Genomic DNA, 12729 nt, shown 5'->3' with positions numbered 1-12729 from the left:
TCACATCACTTCGCCTCGTTAGAGCAAAACCCCAAACGTTGCTCCATTTGTTCAGCCAACCCAATCAGAGCGGCACTGACCTCAGCGCGCTTGGCATCATACTCCCCCTGCAAAAAACTGACAGCCATGCCAGCAATCGCATTGCCCGATGCGTTCAAAATATACGTGCCTAAGCAGTACATTCCTTCCCGCAATTGTCCATCATCGAGAGAGATTCGACTGTCTCTGATGGCGTCAAGCTCAACGGATAAACCATCAAAATTATCGACGCCGCGCGGTGTCATGGGTGCAGGAAAACCTGCCGCATACATGGACTTTATATTTTCCATAGATAGCGTTGATAGCATGGCTTTACCCGTTGCCGAAAACACGGCGGGCACGCGTACACCTGCGCGAAAGGTAAACCCAAGCGGCGCTGGCGTTTCATGACAGGCCAAAAACACGACTTCTCCCAAATCCAGTTTAGACAAGGTAACCGTATGCTGTAGCAAGATAGGATATTGCACAATAAGCTCTTTGAATAACTGTATAACGCCTTGCTGCTGCTCGTATTTTCCAGCCCAATACATCAAATAAGACCCTAAATGAAAGCGGTTTTCCGCATCTTTATAAATCACATGCTTGGCCAATAAGCTCTGCAAAATATTGTGAGTTGAGCTACGGGGGAGTTTTAATTCTTTGGCAATATAAGCCGCCGTCAAAGGCTGTAAGCTGTCGGTAATCAAATCTAGAATCTGAAACGTTTTGTCTAGTGCAGGAACGGCAGTCAAGCTCATAAGTAACCTATAAAAGTGAATAAAATAAAGAAGATATGAATAAAAAATAAGAAATAATAACAGAAATGATATTAGGGGTTGCAAATATAAGACGTTCATTCTTATAATGATGTCTCATATATAGAATTTATGTTCAGTATATTGAACAAATTACGTATTATCAATCGTTATTTTAGCCCCAACTTTTTATTTATCGCTGTGTTTTTAACTTGATAAATACCCCACACTTAAAAAACAAGGAGCGTTCAGATGTCACAACCTACGCTACAGTTATCAAAACAGTTATCAAATCCAGACCTACTTAAACAGCAGTGCTTCATCAAAGACGGTTGGTACAACGCCAATGACCAGACCAATATTGATGTGAGCAATCCTTTTAATGGCGATATCATTGGTACCGTACCAAGTCTGACGACAGAAGACGTCAATGATGCCGTCGCTTACGCTCATGACGTACAAGTCACTTGGGCAGCCAAAACCGCCAAAGAGCGGGCAGAGCTCATGCAGAAATGGGCAGATCTCATTGACGCCAATAAAGAAGATCTTGCTATCATCATGACCGCCGAACAAGGCAAGCCTTTGACCGAATCACGCGGCGAAGTGGGCTATGCCAATAGCTTTATTCGCTGGTTTGCAGAGGAAGGCAAACGCGTTTATGGTGATGTCATTCCTGCCAATCAAACACAACTGCGCCATGTCATCTTAAAACAGCCCGTCGGTGTGTGTGCCGCGATTACGCCTTGGAACTTTCCTGCGGCGATGATCACTCGTAAAGTGGCACCCGCACTAGCGGCAGGCTGTACGATTATCGTGAAACCTGCAACCGAAACCCCATTCTCTGCCTTGGCATTAGGGGTGTTGGCCGAACAAGCAGGTATCCCAGCGGGCGTTATCCAAGTGGTTACTGGCAAATCATCCACCATTGGCGATATCTTAACGGGTGATGCACGCATTCATAAACTGTCATTTACAGGTTCTACTGAAGTGGGTCGTACCTTGATGGCTCAGTGTGCGCCAACCATCAAAAAACTCTCGTTGGAGCTTGGCGGCAACGCGCCATTTATCGTCTTTGATGATGCTGATCTCGAAAAAGCGGCTGAAGGCTTAATTGCTTCTAAATATCGCAACGCGGGTCAAACCTGTGTTTGTGCTAACCGTGTCTACGTCCAAGACAGCATTAAAGATAAATTCCTAGACGTATTTGTCAAAAAAGTGGCTGAGCTGAAGGTCGGTAATGGCATGGATGAGGGCGTTGATATTGGGCCATTGATTAATAAAAAAGCCCTAGAAAAAGTCCAAGCCTTGCTAAAAGATGCGCTAGACAAAGGAGCGACGTTGGTCACAGGTGGTAGCACAAACGATGCTTCAGAACTGGCTTACAATCCAACGGTGATTACTGACATCAATAGTGATATGGACATTGCCTCTGAGGAGATTTTTGGGCCTATCGCAACGATCTTTACCTTTAAAGAGGAAGAGGAAGTCATCCGTGCCGCTAATGACACCATCTATGGTTTGGCCGCTTACTTCTATAGTGGGGGTTATGCTCGCTCATGGCGCGTAACCGAAGCACTCGAATACGGCATTGTTGGTCACAACACGGGTCTGATTTCTACAGAAGTGGCCCCTTTTGGTGGTGTGAAGCAGTCTGGCTTTGGCCGTGAAGGCTCAAAATATGGCATTGAAGACTACGTGGTGACCAAATACTGGTGTTCTGATATCAGTTAATAAGCCTGATATTCGTTAGCCAAATAGCTGGCTGGTTCAATACTTAGCAAAACATTTTGGGTATTTGTGGTGTTTTGTCTCACACAGACACCGCAACTATCTATTAAGTATCAAATAAAACGCCAATTACTCTAAATGGCACTTATGTTACCTATAAACAGAAGGACATTCCCATGACGACTACCAATCAATCATTACTTGAGCGCCGCAAAGCTGTGTTACCAACAGGACTAGGGGTTGCTTTTCCTATCTTTGCAGAAAAAGCAAAGAATTCAGAAGTTTGGGATGTTGAAGGCAATCGCTATATCGATTTTGTCGGTGGTATCTCAGTATTAAACACCGGTCATAGCCATCCAAAAATTACTCAGCGTGTGCATGAGCAATTGGACAAATTCACGCACACCGCCGCGCAAATGATCAGTTATGAGTGCTACGTGGATTTGGCTGAAAAGCTGTGTGAAAAAGCGCCTATCACGGGTCCTAAAAAAGCCGTCTTTTTGACCACGGGCGCAGAAGCAGTCGAAAACTGTATCAAAATTGCGCGTGCTAAAACAGGTCGTCCAGGTGTCATCTCTTTCGTTGGGGGCTGGCATGGCCGTACTTTAATGTGCATGAGCTTGACAGGTAAAGTGCTGCCATACAAAAAGAACTTTGGCCCGATGCCAGGCCCTGTATTTCACGCGCTTTTCCCTGCCGAAGAGTTGAACGTGACAGAGGCGCAAGCACTGCACAGCCTTGAGATGATATTCCAAGCGGATATTGATCCTAGTGAAGTGGCAGCGATGATCGTTGAGCCAATACAAGGTGAAGGCGGTTTTCATCAAGTAACCCCATCATTTGCCAAAGCGCTACGCGAGATCTGTGATGAGCATGGCATTGTTCTTATTTTTGACGAAGTACAGTGTGGTTTTGCGCGTACAGGTACGTTGTTTGCGAGTGAGCAGTTGGGCGTTGAGCCTGATCTAATGACCAGTGCCAAGAGTTTGGCAGGGGGTTATCCTATCTCTGCGGTCATCGGCCGTGCTGATATTATGGATGCGCCGCAAGTTGGTGGTTTGGGTGGTACGTACTCTGGCAATCCACTGGCTTGTGTGGCTGCGCTTGCTGTCATCGAAGTTATTGAAGAAGAGAACTTGCTTGAGCGTAGTGTTGAGATTGGTGACAAGATCGAGTCGTTCTTAAAAGGTCTTAATCTAAGCAGCATTGGTAATATTCGTCATAAAGGTGCGATGTTGGCGTTTGACTTGGTTGATAGTGATGGCAAACCTGATACTGAGGCAACGGCCAATCTAAAAGCCAAATCATTTGAGCAAGGCTTGCTATTAGCGTCTTGCGGCATGTATGGCAACGCTATTCGTGTGATGGTTCCATTGACGGTAGAAGATGAAGTACTACAAGAAGGCCTTGATATTATCAAAGGCATCTTAACGGCCTAATAATTACAAAGTGTCATTTGTTTTAGCGATGGATCGCTTTTAATCAAACATCGATTTTGGTTAAAAATTGTATTGAAGATAACGGCAAGGCAGCCCTCGTGGCACTCATGTAGAGTGTGTTTCTGAACGGCGCCTTGCAAATCAAGACGCCGTTTTTTTTATTTGAGAGTCAAATAAATAGCGAATAACCGTTTTTACAAAAAACGGCATACATAGTAAATACGATGGTGCTATCGCATTAAACAGAAATAGTGTAACTGTCAAAGGTTCACACGGATTACACACAGACAAGGAGTGGGTTATGTCTGAATTAAAAAAATCGTTAGGTGTGTTTGATATCATTGCGTTGGCATTTGGGGCGATGGTTGGTTGGGGCTGGGTCGTACTGGCGGGTAGCTGGATTATCTCGGCAGGTATATGGGGCGCTATTAGTGCCTTTTTGATTGGCGGTCTTGTGGTGGTCTTAATTGGTGTGACCTACGCTGAGCTGGCCGCATCCATGCCGATTACAGGGGGTGAGCACACTTATACGCACCGGGCATTGGGGGTGAATGTCTCCTTCATCTGTTCGTGGAGTATTTTGTTTGGTTATTTTTCTGTCGTCGCGTTTGAGGCGGTGGCACTGCCTACCGTGGTCGAATATATCATTCCCAATTATAGCCAAGGTTATCTTTGGAATATTGCTGGCTGGGACGTCTATGCCACATGGGTCGCGGTCGGGATGCTGGGCTCAGTGATTGTCACATGGCTTAATATACGTGGTATGGAAGTCAGCGCTTGGTTCCAAAAACTGGCGGTCGTGGGTATTTTTCTCGTTGGTATATTACTGTTCGTTGGCGCGTTACTATTTAACCCTGAAACCTCGAATTCGGTACAAGCGCCTAACTTTATTGGTGGTATGGGCGGCATCATGACCGTGATGGTAATGGTACCGTTCTTATTCGTCGGCTTCGACGTGATTCCGCAAGCGGCAGAAGAAATTAATCTGACCCGCCCAAATATTGGTAAGTTTCTGATTATCTCTATTATTATCGCTGTGCTTTGGTATGTGGCGGTCGCTTGGAGTGTGGGCAAGACGTTACCACTGTTACAAGCGCAAGATTCAACATTGGCAACGGCGGATGCCATGACCAATGCTTGGAATGGTCAATGGGCAGGTACCTTACTGGTTATTGGCGGTGTGCTCGGTATTTTATCGAGCTGGAATGCCTTTTTGATTGGTGGTAGCCGCTTACTATATGCGATGGGTAAAACGCATATGTTGCCACAGTTCTTGTGCAAGCTGCATCCTAAATACAATACCCCAGTCAATGCCATCTTATTGATTGGTGGCCTTGCGACACTAGCACCGCTATTTGGTCGCAAAATGCTGGTCTGGATTGTTGACGCAGGCGGGTTTGGTATTGTCATCGCTTATACCTGCGTAGCGCTATCGTTTTTAGCCTTGCGTTATCGTGAGCCTGAGATGGTCCGTCCGTTTAAAGTGCCAGCAGGTAAATTGGTCGGTGTCATTACCATTATTCTCAGTCTTGGCATGTTGGCCCTTTATTTACCGGGTATGCCATCAGCACTCGTCGCTATTGAGTGGTGGATCTTCCTTGGTTGGACAGTACTTGGTGGGGTATTGTACGGTTATGCAACAATGAAAAATCCTGGTAAGAGTAAAGAGATCATGGATCATGAGCTGCATGAATTAAAAATCGCTAATCAGCAATGGTTGAAAGAAAATCCTTATAAGAAATAAATCCTTTTTATAAAACACTGTCCTCTAACAAAAAAGCCTAACGTTAAACGTTGGGCTTTTTTGTTATTTTTAAATGCAACTAACGAGACTCACTTTTTTTGTTAAAGGCCAGCGGTAGTTTCGTTTTCTACCATAATATGAATTTAGGCTTGAAACGAGGTAGTATCTACTTTTCGTGTTAGTTATAGAGTAGAAAATTGAGTGTTATAAAACAATTATTCGCTACTTTTATGAAATGCTTACCATTTCTATCTCTTGTTAATTAAATAGTTAATTACGTTATACTTTTGTAATTATTATAATAAGACTATATTCATTTATTGACATTTGCAAGTATAGAAGTAGAATTGACGACGCTTGTTTACTTTTATAAGGTCACGGAGGACAAATGTATGATTAGAAGTGGAGATAAGTTGAAATGCACTTGTGGCAATGATTTTTTTTTGGAAGGTTGTGTTTATACTGTTGGCAGCATTATAAACGATAAATTTTTCCAAATAAACGTTGGTTCGAACGATGAGTGCTGGTACGCGACAAAAGATAATGAAGGGATATACGTCCGTTTTAATGCAGAAAATCATCCAGTCAATGATGCATGGTTCTCTTTAATATAATATCCATACTAGCTTTTTATTAATAAAGACTTAAAACTTAATTCTGCATTTAAGATTTAGATAAAGAGACCGATTATAGGTTGTATATCGATTTTATCTTTACCCGTCATGTTTTGATTTTATCGATTACATAGGGTCAGTCATAGATTTTTAATGCTGAATAAGAAGTGTGATGCGATCTGTTACCTTGTTTTTTCTTTCTATTGTTAGAGATGGAAATAACGTTTTTTTTAAAGTAGCGTCTGATGAGTTATTAACTGCTCAGTGATTTGTCCTAGGCTTACAATGTATTATGGTCTGGCGCAGCTTTTGAACCTTCAATCATCTTTGATGTATCATCTTTTTTCGGCACTTGTTTGAGCAGTTGTACTTTAGTGTCTCTATCAGCAGGCTCAAGCGTTAGAGTATCGACCAACGTTTCGTTGTTGGCAGGTTTATGGTCAGAATCAGGGGTAAAAGAAGGCGTTTTTTTAAGACTTTTTTAATTCTTCTGACAGCAGCGGCCTCAATGGCCGCCTGTTATTCTACTAATGCCATGTCATGAAGCCCTTGATAAACCGCAAGGGTTTCTTCAATCATCTCACGCATGGTGAATTTGTTGGTCATTTCAGGGCGCGTGACACTCTCAAGCTGATTTCTAACCGCTTTGCATAGCGCTTTGGCATTGTATTTTTTTACCAGTCCTTGCGGATAGAGAGGCTGTAAAATCTCGCTAAAAGCCGCTTGATCCCAACCAATCACAGGCGTTCCCAAGTGAATGGCTTGTAATGCATTAATGCCAATCGATTCAGGTTCGTTAGCAAGTGCCATCACGATGTTGGCCGCTGAAAGCCACTCGCGCATGTCATTCCGTTTGCTGCCCACATAAGTAATGCGATCAGCCAACCCCAATGCATTGGTACGCTGACGAAAATCCTGATGAGCGACATCGTTGTCCCTATAGTCATCATCCATGATAATGGCGTGGATGTTGGGGAATTGCTCCTGTAAATTGCCCAAGATATCAATCAGCCACTCTTGACCGTACTCATTACCGATGACGGTGGGAAATACCAGCCACTTCTTATGCTCAAGCTCAGGGTATTCAGCAAAGGTATGCCGGAGCCAGTATACAGAAGGGTTGTGTCGATACGGATAGCGGCGCGTATCGACACCGCGGTAAATTCGTTTGATGGTTTTAGGATCAGCGTCTTCGAGACGAAGGCCTTTTTTTAGATAATTGGTGACACTATCGGACACCGTAATAATGGTATCAACATTGAGCAGGGCTTGTGAGTACTTATTGATCGGATAAAAGCCATACATGGTCGATACTAGCTTGGGCACGCGTTTAACACGGGCGCGGCGCATTGCCAAATGTAGTATCCACGCTGGGGTACGCGAATGTACATGAATGACATCAGGGTCGTATTTTTCGATTAAGTGGCGCAGAGCATTGACTTGCAACAATGACAGCCAAGATTTTTTGTTGATGTGCAACTGATGATACTCATTACCATCACGCTTTAGACGTCTGACCAAGTCATTGTCTTCATCCGCACTTGAGATAATGATGGAGCTGTGTCCATTTTTGACCAATGCGCGTCCAAGATGAAAAATACCGCGCTCGGATTCATCATGTTTTAAAGACGACAGTAAGCGCATAACTTTCATAATGGCATAATCACAGGGTCACGGGTTAAAGATATCGAGCTGCTATTGTCAATTAAAAGCGATGAAAACTCAACCTTCAAGATAAAAAGATAACGTCACATAAATGGCCATCTATGTGAATTTAAAATAAAAGTAGCGTATATGACCATCATGTTCTATTGGTATAAATTTTCCTTGCTAGCGGTTCGGGGCGTGACAGATGCTTCGCAAAATTTTTCCCAGTATAACCGGACGTTTTTTAAAGTGGATCAATTATTCAAAGCAAGACAACGTTTTCAATAATATCGTGCCTTTGAATAGTGCCACCATTTTGAATGACAAAGTTAAAACGTTTAGCGACGTTTTTGTAGATGTTCAGCATTGGGCAATACCTGTTTTTCACTCAAGTATTTCCAGTAGCGCTGGGGCAAGTATTGCTTGTGCAACCGTGCGTTTTTACGCTCTTTGATATTGACGTTGGTAAAATAGCCTTGCCAAAATTTTTGATAACGCTGCTCGTCATCGCTATGGATACTGGCAGGATTACGTAGAACTGCATCATCAAGTTCAGTGATGGTCTGCAAGGCAGCAGGTCGTGAAGGCGTACTTTGGCTTTTATCATAATAAATACCATAGCCGCGAACCAGATCATAAATGGCCCAGTGCTGATCTTGGTAACGCTGGCGAAAATGCTCGCCAATCAAGGGTAAAACATTAAAGTCAGGGGCGACACGCGCAAAATAAATATCCTCCGTTGTATGCTCAAAACGCACAAACGCCTCCATTCGGTGTTTTTCACGCCCGACAGACTTTACGGTTTGTACCAACTCGAGCACTTCTAAATGCCCCAAGTCTTGCATCACCTGACGATTAGGGTAGTCGATGGCGTACTTAATCACCTGAAATAAGATTGTGCCGATATTGTCTTTTTCGGATAAAAATCCCCATAAGATATTGCGCATGCCCGAGCGCCCTAACAGCTTATTCAGTCTCACCAATACGCGCTCCGCATTGTCTTCATTGTTATCCACGCTAACTACTTGAGCAATCAATGACGGCACATAACAATCTTGCGCACACAGTTGTAAGGCTGGCTCGTTTTGCAATTTGTGCTCATAAACATAAAACACCGCGCTAAGCCAGCCTTCAAAACTTGGCTCATAAAGCACAATACTGGGCGTTAATTGACCGACCGGATAAGTGGCGTTTAGAGCAAGTTGTGACATTTTTTATCCTAAAATGACGGTAGGAATATTATGGTGCATTTTGAAATGTAAGGTATGGTCTTAAGTGTTACTGGCAACCATTTTCCTTGATTGCTGTGCCGTTGCTGACAGAGGCGGCGCAAAATGGTCGCCAGTATTGCTGTATTTACTCTATAGTGGATCGACTATATATTTAAAACAATGCCAGCTGCCCACTGCGCTGATCTTTGAACTTGGTTTGCGTTTGTGCCAGCACATATTGACGAAAGTTATCACGCGTTAAGTGCGCTAAATGCTCGTTTTTACCCGTTGTGGCGATAAAGTATTTTGCCCGATTGACCGCCGCGCCCATCTTTTTTAGATGATACAAAGTCAGCTGATTAAACTTACGGGCTTTGAGGATTTTTTTGGCCGTTTTCGTGCCAATACCAGGAATACGTACGATCATCTCATAAGTCGCGGTTTGAATATTGACAGGGAAGTGCTCACGATGACGGATGGCCCATGCCAGTTTTGGATCACAGTCCAAGTCTAAAAAAGGCGACTCAGGCTCTACAATTTCATGCGCGCCAAAGCCATAAAAACGCATTAACCAATCTGCTTGATACAGGCGGTTTTCACGCACCATTGGCACGGGTGTTCCAATCGCTGGCAGACGATTATCAGACAGCATGGGCACATAGCCTGAGTAGTAGACGCGCTTGAGGTCATAGGTTTTATAAAAGTGACTTGAGAGCTGAATAACTTGTAAGTCTGTCTCATTACTGGCACCAACGATCATCTGACTGGTTTGACCTGCGGGTGTGAATTTGGGCGTTTTCTTATGGGTTTTGCGGCTTTCACGAATAGTAATAATCTCTTCTTTGACCGTCTCCATCGGGGCTTTTAGTTGCTCATGTGACTTCTCTGGTGCGAGCAGGGCAAGGCCTGATTTGGTTGGAATTTCAATATTCACACTCAGACGATCGGCATAGAGTCCGGCTTCTAACAACAACTCCTTTGATGCACCGGGAATGGTTTTTAGGTGAATATAACCATTAAAACGCTCGCGGGTGCGCAATATCTTGGCCACTTCGACCAACCGCTCCATTGTATAATCGCCGCTTTTAAAAATCCCTGAGCTTAAAAACAATCCTTCAATGTAATTACGACGATAAAACTGCATGGTCAAATCAACCACTTCTTCCACACTAAAAGCGGCGCGTGGCGTGTCATTGCTCTTTCTAGAGGTACAATAAGCACAATCATAAATACAGTGATTGGTCAAAAGGATCTTTAGCAAGCTGACACAGCGGCCATCTTCGGTATAGCTGTGGCAAATTCCTGTTGCTGAAGCATCACCAAGACCACCGCCTTGGTTTTTGCGGGTGCCAGCAGAGGAGGAACAAGAAACATCGTATTTAGCAGCGTCTGCTAAAATATTGAGTTTGCCCTGTAGTCTTTCGTAATTGATAGCTGCCATAAGTGGATACTTACCAATGTATTAATGAAAGACTATTTTAGCAAAATAGGCGTTAAGTTATTGTATTTATAAGTGAAATCATAGAATCATACGACAGATAGTGTCGCACTCTAAAAGTCGTTTATAGCCAATAAAAGTAACGCTGTAAAAAATAAAAAGCAGCAACTACTAAGAGTTAGCATCCGTTGTTAAAGACCAAAAAAAGGCCTTGTCAACTATCAATCTAGCGGACAAGACCTTTTGAAAGATTAAGACGGTTTCATACTTACTATCTTAAAACAGACGTTTTATTAAACTTTTATTGAACTTTGGCACGGATAACCACGGTTTGAGCAGCATTAGGGTCGAGATTTACCAAGTTCCATTTAAGACCCGAGTAGTTCTCTTGAATGACAGTGGTATTGCCCACTTGTTGAATGGTTTGATAGCTGTCACCACCCATGGTTGCAAGTGTTGGTAGCGGGCTATTCAACGATACCAGTCTTACGTTAGTCGGTAGAGACACCATGGCGTTGATATCGTTGACAGGCTGGGCGGTGGTATTGGTGTAAGTAGTATGATATTCGATAATATCACCAGGTGCTATGTGGTTGGCCGGAACTGCGACATCACGTCCAGCGCTGTTCTTTAATATTTTCATGACCTTGGTTTGCGCATTGACAAGATCGGGCGTACTAAACGTTGGGGTCAATTGTAACGCGTCCAAAGAAGTCGTTGTGGTGATTTGACTAGTCATTGGCGACTGAGTCACTGGCAACTGAGTCACTGCGACTGGCGTGACTTGGGTTACCGTATTAACGGGTGTGGTGACTACGTTGACTTGATTGACAGCATTGGTGACTTGATTCGTCACAGGTACGCTGGTGACAGTGGTGCGACCTTGAGTCACGATTGTATTGTTATTACCTTGGCTGACGACATAGCGCGGGGTCGTGGTCACTTGGGTCACAGCATAAGGCATACCATCTTGCATGGTCACACCGTTTGGCGTTGCCGTAATGGTTGCTGTTTTGCCATCAGAATATTGCTCAACGACAGTGGTACTACCGCCAATAGGTGAGCTAATGGCGATTTCAGGCGCCGCATGTGCTGAGGATACAGCTAATACCGTGCCCGCTATCATGGCTGATACTGCCACCGATATTGAGGTATCAAGGTTCATGTCCATAAAAGATTCCTTTAAGATAACAAAAAATAAAGCCGCTAAAAATTATGAGTAGACAAGAAAAACCCCTGCTAAATGACACAACTGAGTATGCCAAATAACAAGGGAATCGGTACTGATGATAGCTAGCCTTCACTATCAACATCATTACTTTTATTAGATATCATACCAAATGACTTAACCATCGCAGCCATACAGATATTGGTACTCAATTGATTCTCTATATTCAGAGAATTATGCGCCAAAACGAATTGAGTAGAAAAGCAGCATTGTGTAACTGCTGGTGCATAAATACTGATATTTCGAGCTAAATAATGAGGTTTTGAGCGATTTTTTCGTTCATTGTCTCAATCAAACGACTTTATTTATTCTAAAGTATAGCGGTTATCAAAAGATTTTTAGGATAAAACCTTTACTGGAATACTTAAGATTAATCGTATATGACCTTCATTACTTCATATTCGACCACGCCTTTTGGGGTTTCGATACGTACTTCGTCGCCTTCAAATTTACCGATAAGACCACGAGCAATCGGTGAGTTGACTGAGATTTTGCCTGCTTTGAAGTCAGCCTCATCGTCACCGACGATTTTGTACTGCTTTTCTTCCTCAGTGTCCATGTTTTCGATTATGACGCTAACGCCAAAGACGACACGACCTTCTTTTGGTAGCGTGGCTGGATCAATGACTTGCGCGCCGCCAAGTTTGGCTTCGATGTCACGGATACGCGCTTCACAAAAACCTTGTTGCTCACGGGCTGCGTGATATTCAGCATTTTCTTTTAGATCGCCGTGTTCGCGAGCTTCAGCAATAGAAGCGGTGATGCGTGGACGGTCGACACTTTTTAACTGTTTTAATTCGGCTTCTAAAGCCGCGTGTCCTTGCGGAGTCATGGGATAACGTTGCATGTTTTTTCCTTAAACCAATAACACCACACCATCTCATAAGGAGATGGTGTCAATGTGATT

Annotated in this window: 10 protein-coding genes; 3 read left to right on the top strand and 7 right to left on the bottom strand. The window is 43.6% G+C overall.

Annotation, left to right across the window (positions count from 1 at the left end; all coding sequences use genetic code 11):
- Positions 1 to 5: 5 nt before the first annotated feature.
- Positions 6 to 776, bottom strand: coding sequence for an IclR family transcriptional regulator (locus AAJP47_RS00510; RefSeq protein WP_346715958.1), 771 nt, complete (start codon positions 774 to 776; stop codon positions 6 to 8).
- A gap of 249 nt (positions 777 to 1025) precedes the next feature.
- Here AAJP47_RS00510 and AAJP47_RS00505 point away from each other — a divergent pair, with 249 nt between their 5' ends.
- The 3 genes from AAJP47_RS00505 (at position 1026) to AAJP47_RS00495 (ending at position 5684) form a co-directional block, all read left to right on the top strand.
- Positions 1026 to 2504, top strand: a complete 1479-nt coding sequence (locus tag AAJP47_RS00505; protein WP_346715957.1) for an NAD-dependent succinate-semialdehyde dehydrogenase — start codon at positions 1026 to 1028, stop codon at positions 2502 to 2504.
- 173 nt (positions 2505 to 2677) lie between these two features.
- The gene (gene gabT / locus AAJP47_RS00500; protein ID WP_346715956.1) at positions 2678 to 3940 is read left to right on the top strand and encodes a 4-aminobutyrate--2-oxoglutarate transaminase; all 1263 of its coding nucleotides are present in this window, start codon (positions 2678 to 2680) and stop codon (positions 3938 to 3940) included.
- Positions 3941 to 4241: 301 nt separating this feature from the next.
- Positions 4242 to 5684: an APC family permease gene (locus tag AAJP47_RS00495; protein ID WP_346715955.1), complete on the top strand. Its 1443-nt coding sequence runs from the start codon at positions 4242 to 4244 to the stop codon at positions 5682 to 5684.
- An 894-nt stretch (positions 5685 to 6578) separates the two neighbouring features.
- On the opposite strand, the gene AAJP47_RS00490 is transcribed toward AAJP47_RS00495, so the two are convergent.
- The 6 genes from AAJP47_RS00490 to greA all read right to left on the bottom strand — a co-directional run bounded on the left by AAJP47_RS00490 (position 6579) and on the right by greA (position 12669).
- Positions 6579 to 6713: a hypothetical protein gene (locus AAJP47_RS00490; RefSeq protein WP_346715954.1), complete on the bottom strand. Its 135-nt coding sequence runs from the start codon at positions 6711 to 6713 to the stop codon at positions 6579 to 6581.
- A 104-nt stretch (positions 6714 to 6817) separates the two neighbouring features.
- Complete coding sequence (locus AAJP47_RS00485) at positions 6818 to 7951, bottom strand: glycosyltransferase (protein WP_346715953.1); 1134 nt, start codon at positions 7949 to 7951, stop codon at positions 6818 to 6820.
- Between the two features lie 332 nt (positions 7952 to 8283).
- The gene (locus tag AAJP47_RS00480) at positions 8284 to 9156 is read right to left on the bottom strand and encodes a TIGR03915 family putative DNA repair protein (RefSeq protein WP_346715952.1); all 873 of its coding nucleotides are present in this window, start codon (positions 9154 to 9156) and stop codon (positions 8284 to 8286) included.
- 172 nt (positions 9157 to 9328) lie between these two features.
- Positions 9329 to 10597 carry a putative DNA modification/repair radical SAM protein gene (locus tag AAJP47_RS00475; RefSeq protein WP_346715951.1) on the bottom strand — a complete coding sequence of 423 codons (1269 nt, stop codon included), beginning with the start codon at positions 10595 to 10597 and terminating at the stop codon, positions 9329 to 9331.
- Between the two features lie 298 nt (positions 10598 to 10895).
- Positions 10896 to 11765, bottom strand: coding sequence for a hypothetical protein (locus AAJP47_RS00470; protein ID WP_346715950.1), 870 nt, complete (start codon positions 11763 to 11765; stop codon positions 10896 to 10898).
- A 427-nt stretch (positions 11766 to 12192) separates the two neighbouring features.
- Positions 12193 to 12669 (bottom strand): transcription elongation factor GreA, encoded by a 477-nt coding sequence (gene greA, locus AAJP47_RS00465; protein WP_346715949.1) that lies wholly within the window; start codon positions 12667 to 12669, stop codon positions 12193 to 12195.
- Positions 12670 to 12729 lie beyond the last annotated feature (60 nt).

It is taken from the genome of Psychrobacter halotolerans (genome assembly GCF_039680845.1).
GTDB lineage: Bacteria > Pseudomonadota > Gammaproteobacteria > Pseudomonadales > Moraxellaceae > Psychrobacter.
The sequence above is the reverse complement of the archived record's forward strand: the minus strand, read 5'-3'. Positions and strand labels throughout refer to the sequence as shown.

Coding starts and splice junctions, on each gene's coding strand:
- AAJP47_RS00510 (WP_346715958.1), bottom strand. CDS start 776: ATGAGCTTGACTGCCGTTCCTGCACTAGACAAAACGTTTCAGATTCTA.
- AAJP47_RS00505 (WP_346715957.1), top strand. CDS start 1,026: ATGTCACAACCTACGCTACAGTTATCAAAACAGTTATCAAATCCAGAC.
- gabT (WP_346715956.1), top strand. CDS start 2,678: ATGACGACTACCAATCAATCATTACTTGAGCGCCGCAAAGCTGTGTTA.
- AAJP47_RS00495 (WP_346715955.1), top strand. CDS start 4,242: ATGTCTGAATTAAAAAAATCGTTAGGTGTGTTTGATATCATTGCGTTG.
- AAJP47_RS00485 (WP_346715953.1), bottom strand. CDS start 7,951: ATGAAAGTTATGCGCTTACTGTCGTCTTTAAAACATGATGAATCCGAG.
- AAJP47_RS00480 (WP_346715952.1), bottom strand. CDS start 9,156: ATGTCACAACTTGCTCTAAACGCCACTTATCCGGTCGGTCAATTAACG.
- AAJP47_RS00475 (WP_346715951.1), bottom strand. CDS start 10,597: ATGGCAGCTATCAATTACGAAAGACTACAGGGCAAACTCAATATTTTA.
- AAJP47_RS00470 (WP_346715950.1), bottom strand. CDS start 11,765: ATGGACATGAACCTTGATACCTCAATATCGGTGGCAGTATCAGCCATG.
- greA (WP_346715949.1), bottom strand. CDS start 12,669: ATGCAACGTTATCCCATGACTCCGCAAGGACACGCGGCTTTAGAAGCC.